Origin of the sequence: uncultured Nostoc sp. (assembly GCF_964245575.1) — a bacterium.
Taxonomy (GTDB): domain Bacteria; phylum Cyanobacteriota; class Cyanobacteriia; order Cyanobacteriales; family Nostocaceae; genus Nostoc.
On record NZ_CAXTNP010000212.1, the window covers coordinates 1 to 14,129 of the forward strand.

Annotated in this window: 12 protein-coding genes, 1 tRNA gene and 1 pseudogene; 10 read left to right on the plus strand and 4 right to left on the minus strand. The window is 44.1% G+C overall.

Features of this window, described 5'->3' with window-relative positions; all coding sequences use genetic code 11:
- Positions 1–593 (minus strand): peptidoglycan-binding protein (locus ACFFAP_RS27050; RefSeq protein ID WP_375514122.1); only part of this gene is annotated, 593 nt, incomplete at its 3' end.
- 479 nt (positions 594–1,072) lie between these two features.
- Between ACFFAP_RS27050 and ACFFAP_RS27055 the strand changes: the two genes are divergently transcribed.
- The 7 genes from ACFFAP_RS27055 to ACFFAP_RS27085 all read left to right on the plus strand — a co-directional run bounded on the left by ACFFAP_RS27055 (position 1,073) and on the right by ACFFAP_RS27085 (position 9,973).
- A complete protein-coding gene (locus tag ACFFAP_RS27055) occupies positions 1,073–2,491 on the plus strand; it encodes a hypothetical protein (protein ID WP_375514123.1) in 1,419 nt (472 codons plus the stop codon).
- Between the two features lie 354 nt (positions 2,492–2,845).
- Positions 2,846–3,307 (plus strand): ribosome maturation factor RimP, encoded by a 462-nt coding sequence (gene rimP, locus ACFFAP_RS27060; RefSeq protein WP_229558718.1) that lies wholly within the window; start codon positions 2,846–2,848, stop codon positions 3,305–3,307.
- Between the two features lie 181 nt (positions 3,308–3,488).
- Entirely contained in the window at positions 3,489–4,775 is a 1,287-nt protein-coding gene (gene nusA / locus ACFFAP_RS27065) for a transcription termination factor NusA (protein WP_375514124.1), read from the plus strand.
- 155 nt (positions 4,776–4,930) lie between these two features.
- Positions 4,931–5,200, plus strand: a complete 270-nt coding sequence (locus tag ACFFAP_RS27070) for a YlxR family protein (RefSeq protein WP_229482756.1) — start codon at positions 4,931–4,933, stop codon at positions 5,198–5,200.
- 482 nt (positions 5,201–5,682) lie between these two features.
- On the plus strand, positions 5,683–8,841 hold the full coding sequence (gene infB / locus ACFFAP_RS27075; protein WP_375514125.1) for a translation initiation factor IF-2: 3,159 nt from the start codon (positions 5,683–5,685) through the stop codon (positions 8,839–8,841).
- 104 nt (positions 8,842–8,945) lie between these two features.
- Positions 8,946–9,566: a low-complexity tail membrane protein gene (locus ACFFAP_RS27080; protein ID WP_375514126.1), complete on the plus strand. Its 621-nt coding sequence runs from the start codon at positions 8,946–8,948 to the stop codon at positions 9,564–9,566.
- A 209-nt stretch (positions 9,567–9,775) separates the two neighbouring features.
- Positions 9,776–9,973 (plus strand): hypothetical protein, encoded by a 198-nt coding sequence (locus ACFFAP_RS27085; RefSeq protein ID WP_375514127.1) that lies wholly within the window; start codon positions 9,776–9,778, stop codon positions 9,971–9,973.
- Here the strand turns inward: ACFFAP_RS27085 and ACFFAP_RS27090 are convergent.
- Positions 9,970–10,143: pseudogene (locus ACFFAP_RS27090) on the minus strand (alpha/beta hydrolase); the annotation flags it as partial. The gene ACFFAP_RS27085 and the pseudogene ACFFAP_RS27090 sit on opposite strands and share 4 nt — an antisense overlap.
- A 315-nt stretch (positions 10,144–10,458) precedes the next feature.
- Between ACFFAP_RS27090 and ACFFAP_RS27095 the strand changes: the two are divergent.
- Complete coding sequence (locus tag ACFFAP_RS27095; RefSeq protein ID WP_375514128.1) at positions 10,459–12,153, plus strand: DUF1565 domain-containing protein; 1,695 nt, start codon at positions 10,459–10,461, stop codon at positions 12,151–12,153.
- Positions 12,154–12,595: 442 nt separating this feature from the next.
- Here ACFFAP_RS27095 and ACFFAP_RS27100 read toward each other — a convergent pair whose 3' ends face one another.
- Complete coding sequence (locus ACFFAP_RS27100) at positions 12,596–12,889, minus strand: DUF3493 domain-containing protein (RefSeq protein WP_375514129.1); 294 nt, start codon at positions 12,887–12,889, stop codon at positions 12,596–12,598.
- A gap of 33 nt (positions 12,890–12,922) precedes the next feature.
- Here ACFFAP_RS27100 and ACFFAP_RS27105 point away from each other — a divergent pair.
- Both ACFFAP_RS27105 and ACFFAP_RS27110 read left to right on the plus strand, forming a co-directional pair.
- A tRNA-Thr gene (locus ACFFAP_RS27105) sits at positions 12,923–12,994 on the plus strand.
- A gap of 150 nt (positions 12,995–13,144) precedes the next feature.
- The gene (locus ACFFAP_RS27110) at positions 13,145–13,363 is read left to right on the plus strand and encodes a hypothetical protein (RefSeq protein ID WP_375514130.1); all 219 of its coding nucleotides are present in this window, start codon (positions 13,145–13,147) and stop codon (positions 13,361–13,363) included.
- Positions 13,364–13,436: 73 nt separating this feature from the next.
- Here ACFFAP_RS27110 and ACFFAP_RS27115 read toward each other — a convergent pair whose 3' ends face one another.
- Positions 13,437–13,874 carry a hypothetical protein gene (locus ACFFAP_RS27115; protein ID WP_375514131.1) on the minus strand — a complete coding sequence of 146 codons (438 nt, stop codon included), beginning with the start codon at positions 13,872–13,874 and terminating at the stop codon, positions 13,437–13,439.
- Positions 13,875–14,129 lie beyond the last annotated feature (255 nt).

Here is a 14,129-nt window from a genome sequence, read left to right on the forward strand (position 1 = left end):
GGTGTAGCTGTTGGCGTAGCTGTCGGTGTAGCTGTTGGCGTAGCCGTCGGTCTAGTTCTTGGTCTATCTGTTCTTGGTCTACCTGTTGGTGCAGGAGTTGGTTTAGCTGTCGGCTGACTGAAGACTGTTTTTGCTTCTTCATTCAGCTTTTGGCGCAGTGCTAAATTAGCAATTCCAGTTTCTTGCAACTGATATTTCTTCTGATACTCCTTCACCACTTCTTCTGTGCGAGTACCATAAAAATGATCGCGCGGGAGAGGAGGATTTGGCTTTACTACTGCATTCAAATTTGTGTGCAGAATTTGAATGATGTTAGCAGCATAAGCTTGGGTTTTTGGTCCTGCTATCCCATCAACTGGTTTTAGCTTATAACCCGTCTGTAATTCACGAATTGCCTTTTTAGTTTGGTCATCCGTCAAAGCACCATTTGTTACCTTGACGTTATAGCCTAACCCTCGCAACACAGCACGGAATTGCTGGGGGGTATAGCTACGTTGAGAGGCTGCGAAACCTGTGTCTGCAATTACGACGCTAGCCGTTATCAGGCAAGTAACAGCAAAGTTCGCGCTTGATTTTCCAAACCCACACCACATACTTAAAACTCCTTTGAGTTAAATCAGCAGGATTATAAATGTTAACAGCTGCATTTTAAGTTTGTTTAATAACTTTTTTTGCTATTTTTTAATGTTTTTTGAATAATTTGTGATTTATTTTTGTAAAATTTAACTTGCATTATAAAAAATAATTCGTGTCATCCATCAAAAGAAGTATCTTGTATTAGCAGAGATACAGCAGTTATCATTTGAATCGAATCCACCCCTTGAACACTAAATTATAGTAGTGCATACATCTGTCACCTGTGTCAACTTAGAGGCAGGGCTTGGAGACGCTACCCGAACAGAGGGGGTTTTAACCGCCGATTTCAGTTAAGTCTGACGCCAACGCACATTTGTGCGCTCTTACTGGGTTTACTTAACTGCAAATCGCTGCAATTGATTGGAAAGAGCCGAAAATTAATAAATGAAAGAGTTATATTCAAAACATCAAGTAAATGTATAATATATGACAAAATATGAAGAATATAGAATCTCCTAAGCAGAGAAATCTTTGGTTTGAAAGAATTATGGCAATTACTGCCACAGTAAATTTAGGTTTAGTTTTGTTTGATTTAAGTTACGTACCTTGGCGAGATTTCTACTTGCGAAAACTTCCCCAAATTATTCAGATTTATGACCCAATAAAAGGTATTGAACCCCATCGAGACACAAAAAGTTATCTAGAAACGATAGACGCATTAGAAGAACAAGTCAGGCAAACAGGGTTAGAGTCTTCTCAGGTAAATAGCAGACTAGATGAAATAAGGCGTCTTAGCAGCGAGATGATTGACAGTAACCCGTTTGCGGGAGTGAATAAGAGTGGGACTCTGGAAAAAATCAAAAAGCGGATGCGATCGCACATCGGTAATGAATCTGCAAAACAGTCCTTTGGCACTTTTTGGAGTCAGCCTTACCTATCACAAAATGGTTGGGTTGAAGAAATTAATTTTTTTAACAAGAGCATCCGCCCTTTGATTGCCTCTAACTACTACCGCCAAATCGGTGAAAATGGCGAATTTGTTGATAATTTCTGGATTATTGACTTACCCTTTGTGATTTTATTTGGCGTAGAATTGCTGGGGCGTACCTTCTTGCTCAGACGTCAACATCCTGGTTTTAGCTGGTTGGAAGCATTATTGTGGCGTTGGTACGATTTATTTTTACTAATACCATTTTGGCGGTGGTTGCGAATCATACCAGTATTAATTCGCCTCGATCAAGCGCGGTTATTGAATCTGCATCCAGTGCGAAAGCAAATTAATCAAGGGATTGTCGCTAATTTTGCCGAAGAACTGACAGAAATTGTCGTGGTGAGGGTAATTAATCAGGTTCAGGGTTCAATTCAGCGAGGTGAGTTAATGAGGTGGCTCTCGCAACACGAAAATTTACGTCCCTACATAGATATTAATAATGTGAATGAAGTGGAAGCGATCGCAGGTCTTTTGATAAAAACAATTGTTTACCGAGTGCTACCCGATATCCAACCTGCGATCGTAGCCATTTTGCGCCACAACATCGAAACCGTCTTCCATCAAGTCCCAGTCTACCGTAACCTCCAGAACCTCCCTGGCGTGGGACAAGCCCAAACCCAGTTAAGCGAACAACTGGCAACCCAAATCACAACTAATCTTTACAAAACTTTAGTTAGCGCTGTTGAAGACCCTGTGGGCGCAAAACTCACCAGTCAACTTGTACAAAGCTTCACTGACGCCTTGGGATCTGAAATCAAAGAAAAACACGTACTTTCAGAAATTCAGAGTTTACTTTTTGACTTCTTAGAGGAAATCAAACTCAACTACGTTCAGCGTTTGTCCCAAGAAGACATAGACCAAATTATCGAGCAAACCAGGCAGCTACGAGCACAAGTATCAGTTCCAGCAGTAGTCAAAAGATGAGGGAGCAGGGGAAGCAGGAAGAGAAGAACTATTAATTATTGCCCAATGCCCAATACTTCGACTTACTTCGACTACGCTCAGTACAAGTGCGAGAGTACAAGTACCTCGGCTTTGCCCAACTCGAAGAAGAGGCTTCGCCCTAAGCGTAGCTATGCCGCAGGCTTTACGGCTACGCTCTCCCAAGGCTCGGCACAAGTGCGAGAGTACAAGTGCCCAATGCCCAATGCACGACTATAAAAGAAATGCGCTAAACTCGAATTAGGCGAATCATCATTGGTTCGTCACAAGACTTCTTGGAAGATATCCATATCGCAGGAAGTGGGTCAGTGCCCACTTTTTTTATTGAATTTTCTCATGGCTCATCCTTTAGTTCCACAAATTATTGATTTGGCGACACCAGTGGCAGAAGAACTGGGATTGGAAGTAGTTGGCGTGGTTTTTCACACTAACCAAAGTCCACCAGTGTTGCGGGTAGACATTCGCAATCCTGAGCAAGACACTGGGTTAAATGATTGTGAGAGGATGAGCCGTGCTTTAGAAGCCTCTTTAGATGCTGCCCAAATCGTTCCAGATGCCTATGTCTTGGAAGTTTCTAGTCCTGGGATTTCACGGCAACTGGTAACAGACAGGGAGTTTATTTCCTTTAAAGGATTTCCTGTCATCATCTCCACAACGCCACCCTACGACGGACAACAAGAGTGGATTGGTCAGTTGATTCGCCGGGATGAGACAGCACTTTACTTAAACCAAAAAGGTCGTGTAGTCGAAATTCCCCGCTCCCTAATTACTAAGGTGCAGCTAGACGAGCGCCGATAAACAAAGGGCTAAGGCTTAGGAGTTAGAGACTAAAGCACCTTGGCTCAAGGTTAAAGGCTAGGAGCTAGAGGTTAGGGACTAGTGTAAAGCTATTCTCTAATCTCTGGCTCTAATGCGTAATTTTCAGTCCCCAGTCTCCAGTCTCCAGTCCCTAGTCCCTAATTTTTAAAGGAGATTGCTTATGTCAATGGTTACTTTACCTGGATTAAAAGAATTAATTGAAAGTATAAGCCGCGAGCGGAATTTACCCCGTCTTGCAGTTCAATCAGCTATAAGAGAAGCACTACTTAAAGGCTACGAACGTTATCGCCGCGCCCAAAATTTAGAACGCAAACAGTTTGATGAAGATTATTTTGAGAATTTTGAAGTAGAACTCGATATTGAAGGAGAAGGATTTCGCGTTCTTTCCACCAAAACCATTGTCGAAGCAGTCAATAATACAGACCACCAAATTTCCCTAGATGAAGTTCAACAAGTAGCTCCCGAAGCGCAGTTAGGGGACTCTGTAGTGCTGGATGTGACCCCCGATCAAGGAGAGTTTGGTCGGATGGCGGCGATGCAAACCAAGCAGGTACTGGCGCAAAAATTACGGGATCAACAGCGCCAAATGGTGCAAGAAGAGTTCCAAGATTTGGAAGGAACTGTCCTACAAGCAAGAGTTCTGCGGTTTGAGCGGCAATCAGTAGTTCTGGCAGTTAGCAGTGGCTTTGGTCAGCCAGAAGTAGAAGCCGAATTACCGAAGCGGGAACAGCTACCCAACGATAATTATCGGGCAAATGCCACCTTCAAGGTATATCTCAAAAAAGTCTCCCAAGGTCAGCAACGAGGGCCACAATTGCTTGTGTCTCGCGCCGATGCTGGTTTAGTGGTTTATCTGTTTGCCAACGAAGTTCCAGAAATCGAAGATGAAGTGGTACGGATTGTTGCCGTAGCCAGGGAGGCAAACCCCCCTTCCCGTTATGTAGGCCCCCGGACTAAAATAGCAGTAGATACCCTTGATCGCGATGTAGACCCAGTAGGCGCTTGTATTGGAGCCAGGGGATCGCGAATTCAAGTGGTAGTCAACGAATTACGCGGTGAAAAAATAGATGTAATTCGCTGGTCGCCAGACCCAGCAACATATATCGCTAATGCTTTAAGTCCAGCAAGGGTAGATGAAGTACGCCTGATGGATCCAGAATCGCGGCAAACTCACGTACTAGTGGCTGAAGACCAATTGAGTTTAGCCATAGGCAAAGAAGGACAAAATGTCCGTTTGGCAGCCCGTCTGACTGGTTGGAAAATAGACATCAAAGACAAAGCTAAGTACGACTATGCAGGAGAAGATGCCAAATTTATGGCTGTAAGAACAAAATATCAATCAGAGGAATCAGAGGAAGACGATCTTGACTTTGAGGAAGAATTCGAGGATGAAAATCAGGACGGATTAGAAGAGGAGAATACTTTTGACAATGACGATGATGAATAATTGATTAAATTTGTAAAGTTTTGATACTGTAGAATGAATATTATAGTATCAGTCTCTTGGATTATTTTCTCAAAAGCTACTTGGTATAAGTAAAAAATAGTAATAATAAACTTCTTTTTACATCCAGAATGCTGGACTGAGATCACACAGAAGCGATGAAACCAAATTATCGGCGCTGTATTAGTTGCCGGAAAGTAGGGTCAAAAGATGAGTTTTGGCGGATTGTCCGCGTCTTTCCATCGGGAAAGGTACAATTAGATCAGGGCATGGGGCGTTCTGCCTATATTTGTCCGCAAACGAGTTGCCTACAAGCAGCTCAAAAAAAAAATCGACTAGGGCGATCGCTACATGCATCAGTGCCAGAAACACTGTACCAAAGCTTGTTGCAACGTCTAGCCCAGAGCAATACCCAAAACCAAATTTAATTGGAACAACTTTGTGACGTTATCACCAGAGGAATTGTGGGAAAGCCGAAGTCGCGCTTTCATGACACCCTCTGTTGATCGTTAAGGTTAGTGCCAAAATAGTAAATGGGTGTAAAAGGCATTCGGCTCTCCAATAATTAAGAGGGGCGAGGCAAGAATCTCAGAACAAGATGTAATCGATTGTGTTGTGGAAGGCTCAGAATCACCAAAACAAGAAACTACAAAATGGCAACCTGGTAGCGCTCAGGCGCAGTTCGGCGTCAGGGGTTCCTATAAAAATCTTTTATTTAAAAAATTTTTATGGGTGTCCCTCAACCATCATTCCTGGTGGGGATGCCATTATTAAACCGAAACATCTCTCTTTCCTGATTGGAGGCACCGGCAAAAACTGAACGGCAGTCTAAAAACAGTAATCCAAGGATGGAGATGTCGCACTCCCAGGCAACCATCCGCTAAAACTGTAAATTAAAGGGGAAGAGTGGATGAACAACGGCAAAGTTAGAATCTATGAATTATCAAAGGAATTGAATTTGGATAACAAAGAGCTACTAGCAATTTGCGACCAGCTCGATATTGCGGTCAAAAGCCATAGTAGTACGATTTCAGAATCCGAGGCAGAAAGCATCCGCACGGCTGCGGAAAAACTCGCAGCGACGAATGTCTTTGCCAAAAAGGAACTACGTACAACCAGCTATAAAGCAAACTCAGCACCAAACGGCGGATCTGCCCGACCTGCTGCACCTCACAAACAGCAAATTTTGGAAATACGCAAACCCAAAATATTGAGAAATACTACCTCCAACGCCCCAGAGGCGTCAGTTGCTACCAATACCCAAGCTGCCTTGTCTGAAGCTAATCCTCCCTCTCCTCCACGGCCTTTCGCTACACCAGTCTCACCCATGAAACCGGCAGCACCAACTCGACCTGTGCCCCGGACTCAATCTGAGACTCAAGAGCAACCTCCTGTCACAGACTTGGAACAAACGCCTAATACAAATCAGGCACCGGAAAAAATAGCATCCCAAAAACCGGAAAAAATAGTTCCACCCAGACCGAAAGCGGAAAAACCGATCAAACCGCAACTAGTTGCCCCTCCGGCAAGACCGGCGGCAGAAGTTGCCGAGGTGGCAGATGAGCAAGTATCTCAGGCAGACAAACCGATCCTCAAACGCGACCAACGGCAACGGCCCGTCGAAGGCGATCGCGAACAAATTAAGCCAAGAGTTGCTAAACTGCCAACTGACCAGTCTGTGCAATCTGCACCACAAAGACAGGCTCGACCTACCCCTGCACCCACCAGACCAGAGCAGAGGGGCAATAGACCATCTGCACCATCACAAGTAGGAGAGGGGCAACGACCCAGGCCAGCACGTCCTGGTGAAGCAGTAGCAGCCGCAATGCCGATCGCTACTCCACCCAGGCAAATGTCAGGAATAGCGGGCAAATCTCAAGGATTAGGTGATGAGCCAGTTGTCGCACCCGATCTCCTCGATTTGAAACGCCCAAGTCCACCTCGCCCCACCAAAGGCGGCAAAAAGTGGGTAGAAGAGGAAATAATTGACGAAGTTAAAGAGAAGGCTAAAGCTGGCGTTAAAGGTAAGCGGATCAAACCGATACTGGATGATGAGTTTGAAGAAGATTTGCTAGATGATGACGATCTAGACTCACCAGCCACCGTCCAAGTCAGCCTTTCCATTGCGCGTCCTCCTAAACCCAAAGCGACCCGACCTGTGCAGATGCCAGGTGCAAGCCTTGCTAGCGCCCCAACTGCTAGAGGAAGTAGAAAGCCTGGTTCTAAGTCTGGTTCTGGCCGTGACCATCACAATAACCGTCGCCAACAAGAAGCCGATACAAAGCGTGACCGTCCCGAAAAGGTCGTGATAACAGGCCCGTTGACTGTGCAAGAACTGGCTGACGTTTTAGCCGTTCCCGATACAGAGATTGTTAAAATCCTGTTCCTCAAAGGCATGGCGGTGAGTATCACCCAAAATCTGGATATTCCCACAATTACCTTGGTAGGAAAAGAACTAGAAATAGAAGTCGAAACCGCCGAGCGAGAAGCAGAAGCTCGGAAAATTACGGAAATGGTCGGTGCAGAAGACCTAGAATATCTCCACCGCCGTCCGCCAGTCGTGACAATTATGGGTCACGTAGACCACGGTAAAACAACCCTGCTCGACTCAATCCGCAAAACAAAAGTGGCTGCTGGCGAAGCTGGCGGTATTACTCAACACATTGGTGCATACCATGTGGATGTAGTACACGAGGGCAAACCACAGCAGATAGTCTTCCTAGATACCCCTGGACACGAAGCCTTTACAGCAATGCGGGCCAGAGGAGCGCGGGTAACAGACATTGCCGTGTTGGTAGTAGCTGCTGATGATGGTGTCCGTCCTCAAACCATTGAAGCCATTAGCCACGCCCAAGCTGCGGGAGTGCCAATTGTTGTTGCAATCAACAAAATTGACAAAGAAGGGGCACAGCCAGAGCGCGTTAAACAAGAACTCACCCAGTATGGTTTGACCTCAGAAGACTGGGGTGGTGAGACAATCATGGTTCCCGTGAGCGCCATCAGGGGTGAAAACCTGGATACGCTCTTAGAGATGATTTTGTTGGTAGCAGAGGTTGCAGAACTATCTGCCAACCCAGATCGTACCGCCAAAGGAACTGTAATTGAAGCACATCTGGATAAAGCCAAGGGAGCAGTTGCTACCCTGCTAATTCAGAATGGCACCCTGCATGTGGGAGATATCCTGGTAGCTGGCTCGGCTTTCGGTAAAGTCCGGGCGATGGTGGATGACAGAGGTAAGAGAGTAGACATTGCTTCTCCTTCCTTTGCCGTCGAGGTACTAGGTTTAAGTGATGTGCCAGCAGCAGGCGACGAATTCGAGGTATTCTACAACGAAAAAGAAGCCAGAGCACTCGCTAGCGATCGCGCAGACAGACAACGCCTATCCCGTTTGTTACAAGGTCGTGTTACCCTTACAACCCTGTCGGCTCAAGCACAAGAAGGCGAGTTGAAAGAACTCAACTTAATCTTGAAAGGAGACGTACAAGGTTCCGTGGAAGCCATTGTGGGAGCGCTCAAGCAAATCCCCCAAAACGAAGTCCAAATTCGGATGCTATTGGCTACTGCTGGGGAAATCACCGAGACAGATATCGACTTAGCAGCTGCCAGTAACGCTGTAATTATTGGCTTCAACACCACCTTCGCTAGTGGCGCTAGACAAGCCGCCGATGAAGCTGGTGTAGATGTTCGTGAATACAACGTGATCTACAAACTCCTGGAAGATATCCAAGATGCCTTGGAAGGTCTTTTGGAACCAGAGTTGGTAGAAGAACCCTTGGGTCAAACCGAAGTACGTGCCGTCTTCCCAGTCGGTCGTGGTGCGGTTGCTGGTTGCTACGTTCAATCTGGCAAGCTAGTTCGCAACTGTAAAGTCAGAGTGCGACGCGGCGGTAAGGTGATCTATGAAGGCGTCCTTGACTCCCTAAAACGGATGAAAGAAGATACCCGTGAGGTCAATGCTGGTTATGAATGCGGTGTCGGCATAGATAAATTCAATGATTGGGTTGATGGTGACATCATCGAAGCCTATCAGATGGTTACGAAGCGCCGCACTCTCACCTTAACAAGGTAGTGTTGAGGGTAAAATGGTTAGAAGTTAGGAGTAATAAATTAGGAGTTAGGAGTTAAAAGCTGCTAATTCCTAACTCCTAACTCTTAACTCATAACTTTTTATATATGCATTCATTTCGCTCTGAACCTATTTTGTGGATTCACGTCGCTGGATTGGCGACATTGCCTGTTTTTTTAGTACTCTGCTTATTCTTCCTGTCTGTAGGCGAGCCGTTTTTACCAGTCTGGATGGAGCTATTTTTAGTTGCTGCCATTGGTATTCTCCCTTTGTTATGGATGCAGTTGCGTCGCCCTTTTTATATATTTGCTCTTTTAGGAATAGCCCTAAAGCCAGAAAATCTGACCGAGCGGCAGCGAAAAATTCTCTGTTTAATTAATACAAAGTTAAATCGTATCCTGGCATTAGTAGCAGCAGTATTGTCGGTTTGGGTGCTGTGGCAGCTTTACCAAATTGCCCCATTAGTAGCAAATTCAGCTAAATTTCTCCCACAATGGCGCAGTGTTGCACTAGTGCTTGCAGGGTTAGCATTTTTGGGCAGCAATCTATTTTTACAAATACCTGTGAGTATAATGCGAGTTTTAGTGACTAATGACACAGAATTCGCTGGCATAGAGCCATTATCTTTAGAAAAGATTAAGCAGGATTTTACAATTTTAGGAGTACGGGTTAATCAAATCGTGCCCCGGTTGTTGGAATCTTTGTTTAGGATTAATACAAATTCGTAGCAGTCCATATAAGTATATTATTTTACTTAAAAGGGCTATAAATAAGTAGCAGAGGAGCAGAGAGAGCAGGGGGAGATGAATTAATAACCAATGCCCCATGCCCACTTGCCCTGAGCGACTTGTGCTGAGCGAAGCCGAGGTAAGCCGAAGGGATGCCCAATTCCCAATTCCCAATTACCGTTGAAGTTAAAATAAAGGAATGAGAAACTATGGCTCAAATTCCAGCTTCTAGCGATCGCCAATTTTCTGCTGATACTAAAATTTGGTATAGCCTCAAATGTGCAATCTCCACTAGTTCCGGTTTTCAACGCTGGCAACTAGAACGCGATGCTCAATTAGAGGGAATTCGCTTGGAACAGCAGGTACAGAGGTATTTAAGAGAAACTTTAGAAACTTTAGCTTACTAAACACCTAATAAATCTTGTAAGCTTGTCTGCAAACGGCGGAGTTGACGGTACGCACCCTGCAAGCGATCGCCATCAACTTCTACTTTATTTGTGGGATAATTCTTAATAATTTCGATGAGCGGCACCTGCCCGTCTTGACTCGCAGAAAGTACCAAAGCTGCTCGCAAAGCCTGCCGATCTGCTCTTTAAGACGGTGTATAAATAACTTGACTAATTTGATCCAAAATAATATTACCAATCCGGCTAAAAACTTGGGACAAAATCCCCTTGTTAAAGGTAGGCAAACTTCCGCTACAGTGTACTAGTAGAATTTTCTAAATAAAATAATATAACTAATGTATAAGTTCTGTGATCTATCTAAGGAATTTAGCTGAATCAGTGCTAATCATCCAGTATAGTTTTGCATGGGTTTTACAGCAGCTACAAGGCTGCTACCTTTAACCTTGTTCGACACACTGTAATTCAGCACATCACAGACTCAAAAAATGAAATACCGGGGTTTTTACATTTCTCTAGCGGAGATTTTTCGCCTTCTTTCTAGCCGTCATCTCAGATATACTTTACGCGTGGGAGCCGGACTAACGGCAATGCTGGTTGTCTCTAGTGGGTCAATACTACTACCTGATGAGGTTAATGCTGGTGCTACTCATTCACAAGGTATCGCCCCAACTCTCACAGCGCAAGCTCCCGCAACAGCCGCAGCGATTTACGTTAATCCAGCAAATGGTACAGATAGTGCTGGTGCTGGTACAACGTCAACTGCACCCTACAAAAGCATCAGTTTCGCTCTCAGTCAAGCCCAACCAGGTGCAGTTATTCAATTAGCACCTGGGAACTATAACCAGGAAAGTGGCGAAACCTTCCCGTTGTTGCTGAAATCAGGGGTGACACTGCGGGGTGATGAAGCTACTAAAGGTCAGGGGATATTGATTACAGGTGGAGGTTTCTACACTAGTCGCACCTTTGCCAGACAGGACATTACCATCCTTGCCGACCAAGATACCACGATCGCAGGTGTCACCGTCACCAACCCAAATAGTCGGGGTACGGCTGTGTGGGTGGAGTCAACTAATCCGATTATCAAAAACAGTACTTTTACTAACAGTGTCAGAGAGGGTGTTTTTGTTACGGGTACAGGCAATCCCACTATTGAAAGTAATCTCTTTGTGCAAAACAAAGGGAATGGGATTTCAATTACTAGAACTGCCCAAGGACAAATCAGGAATAACTTATTTCAGGATACTGGTTTTGGTCTAGCGATCGGTGGCACTTCCACACCCCAAATTGTGGAAAACCAAATCGTCCAAAACCAAGATGGTCTTTATATCTCAGAGTCTGCCAAGCCCGTATTGCGTAAGAATGTCATTCAGAACAATAAGCGGGATGGTGTAGTAGCGACTGTCAACGCTTTACCCGACCTTGGCACCAACGAAAATCCTGGTGGAAATCTTATTCGCAATAACACTCGTTATGATGTGAACAACGCCACTAAAAGCGGTCAAATTGTCGCTGTTGGCAACGATATCGATCAGAAAAAGATTTTTGGCTCAGTAGATTTTGTTGCCGCAACTGTTAACGTACCCCCTGGAGGAACTGTCGCATTTAAAGATGTGCCAGCAAATTACTGGGCAAAAACATACATCGAAGCTTTAGCCTCCCAAAATATTATTGCTGGTTTTCCTGATGGCAGCTTTAAACCCAATGATCCTGTGACCCGCGCTCAATTCGCCACTATTGTCACTAAAGCCCTAACACCACCAACCAAACGCACTGCAATTAAATTTAAGGATGTAGCAAGCAATTTCTGGGCTTACGCTGCAATTCAATCTGCTTACCAAAGTGAATTTGTTTCTGGTTATCCTGATGGCACTTTTAAGCCACAGCAGCAAATTCCAAGAGTGCAGGCGTTAGTAGCTTTAGCTAATGGTTTGGGCTTAACTGCAAATAATCAAAATGTCGTTTCCTTTTATACCGATGCTGCCCAGATTCCTAATTATGCGATCGCTCCTGTTGCTGCGGCAACTGCACGGCAACTAGTGATAAACTATCCCACAGCGAAGCAACTCAATCCTAATCGGGAAGCGACTAGAGCCGAAGTTGCTGCCTTTGTTTACCAGGCACTCGTCAATGCTGGACGTGCCCAACCAATTCCTTCATCCTATTTGGTAACAGTTCAGTAAATGCCTGGTACTGCTATGCATAATTCGTAATTCGTAATTACGTTTTTGCAAGGGTTTCAGACATTTTGAAGGGGTGGTTTATTTCCGCCGTGCTGTACTAATTAGTAAATTGGAAGCGCCAGACTAACAAATTATCAGTCTGGCGCATCCAATGTTGTGAGTTTTTTAATTTTAGGTTTTTTAAACACAAAATTTGGGGTCTTGAAATATAGCTGACCCCATTTGAATGTGATTGGTTTTATAATCAGGGTCTTTATATTGGCTGACCCCGTTTCAACGACTTCTAGTTTATCAAAAATTTTTGCTTTTTGAAATTTTCCAATAATTTTTTTACTTTTTCTCTTTTGATATTTTCATGTTCATCAAAGCATTAATAAACTTGAAGAATATAAAGATATATAAAAAGAAAGCAATAAAAAATTAATAACTAAAATTTCTCCCTTCAAGAATTAGAATTTTTACCCGATTGTGGGCGTGGTTGCCGACGCTGTTCCCAGCGCCAAAGGAAGACCATTAGGGCAACGATTCCTACTTGGAGAGCTAAACTAGGCATTGCACTCTCAACATTCCGTCCGGCAAGCACTTGGAAAAAAAAGACGAATGCGCCAATCGAGCCAGAAGCACCGAAAGCGATGTAGATAAATTGTCGTAAGCCGCGATAAGGAGCGGCTATTTCTGCTTTGAGGCTGGCGTATTGTTCAGGGTTAAGGCGATTTTTGCGATTTTGATCTACCATGATTAAATCATGTTATACTCCTAGATTGTGTACGCCGATGTGGCTCAGTGGTAGAGCAGCTGATTCGTAATCAGCAGGCCGTGGGTTCAAATCCCATCATCGGCTTTGATGAAAGTATTACTCAACACTAAAGTTTGACATAAATCAAGTGTACAGTGACTAATTATTTGTCGTCGGTGACAGATTAATGTCATTGTGACAAATTATTGTGATCAAACCTAGTGATTCGCTTCCGTATGTATTGGTGACAAGTTATTGTCATCTTTCTGGAAAGCAACAATTTATATATGGAGCTTAGATAAATTTAAACCCTTATTATGGGACTACTATTTGATTTTTGAAAAGATACGTAGGGGAGCCAGTCGCGTGGGCGGGTTTACCGACTTGAGCGGTAGCGTAACGGTAGCGACGCAGGAGCGTCACTGGCGTTGTTTTATCAGCGAAAGTACGGCACCAAATCGTTACGAATGGTGAGTTACTGATTTCATCCTAACGCACCCTACAGTACTAATTTAACACCCCTACTCCCATTTTCAAGCTAGGTGAATTATTGCAGCAAAGGAGTTCTGCCATTACCGTTAGTTGAGGCATTCGTAATTGCGGCTTGAGTAGGCTGAGTAGTAAGAACTGCTACAACTGGAGTAACTTGTGAACTAGATTGTTTACTTCGTTTTCGATTGGAGCCGCCAGCCTTAGAATACTCTATACTGCTTCTGCCGTAGACAGTTGCAACTCCACTTAGCATTCGTTCAGACATTTCGGAAAGAGCTTTATCCATCTGGGTTACTGTTTTACGCGATTCTTCTAGATTGGAAACCAGCGTATTATTAGCTTCTAGCACAGCACGGGTAGCGTTGATTAAGTGACTGTAAGCTTCAATGGTTAACCCATGTCCTAAATCCAGATTTTCATCAATAGATTTAAGCAAGGCGAGACGAAGTTGGGCTTTGTCAATAGCAGCAGAACCACGAGTTTTTAAAGACATAACACATCCTTTTTTAATAATTCCTTTTTCAACATAGTGGAGTATCCTTTTGCCTGAGATGGGTAGTTTTATGGATTTATTTCATTAAAAGTTCAACGAAATAATTACGAGTTTGCCTGTGTTTTTACTTATTTGTCATATCGATTTGTTGTTTGAGAATAAGTACAATCAGCAACAGTAATCACAAAATCAATAAATGTGAACCCCGAAATAGCAATTGCGAACCCCGAAATAGCAATTGCGAACCCCGAAATA

Excerpts from the sequence above, each read along its gene's own strand:
- ACFFAP_RS27055 (WP_375514123.1), top strand. The coding sequence starts at position 1,073 with ATGAAGAATATAGAATCTCCTAAGCAGAGAAATCTTTGGTTTGAAAGA.
- rimP (WP_229558718.1), top strand. The coding sequence starts at position 2,846 with ATGGCTCATCCTTTAGTTCCACAAATTATTGATTTGGCGACACCAGTG.
- nusA (WP_375514124.1), top strand. The coding sequence starts at position 3,489 with ATGTCAATGGTTACTTTACCTGGATTAAAAGAATTAATTGAAAGTATA.
- ACFFAP_RS27070 (WP_229482756.1), top strand. The coding sequence starts at position 4,931 with ATGAAACCAAATTATCGGCGCTGTATTAGTTGCCGGAAAGTAGGGTCA.
- infB (WP_375514125.1), top strand. The coding sequence starts at position 5,683 with ATGAACAACGGCAAAGTTAGAATCTATGAATTATCAAAGGAATTGAAT.
- ACFFAP_RS27080 (WP_375514126.1), top strand. The coding sequence starts at position 8,946 with ATGCATTCATTTCGCTCTGAACCTATTTTGTGGATTCACGTCGCTGGA.
- ACFFAP_RS27085 (WP_375514127.1), top strand. The coding sequence starts at position 9,776 with ATGGCTCAAATTCCAGCTTCTAGCGATCGCCAATTTTCTGCTGATACT.
- ACFFAP_RS27095 (WP_375514128.1), top strand. The coding sequence starts at position 10,459 with ATGAAATACCGGGGTTTTTACATTTCTCTAGCGGAGATTTTTCGCCTT.
- ACFFAP_RS27100 (WP_375514129.1), bottom strand. The coding sequence starts at position 12,889 with ATGGTAGATCAAAATCGCAAAAATCGCCTTAACCCTGAACAATACGCC.
- ACFFAP_RS27115 (WP_375514131.1), bottom strand. The coding sequence starts at position 13,874 with ATGTCTTTAAAAACTCGTGGTTCTGCTGCTATTGACAAAGCCCAACTT.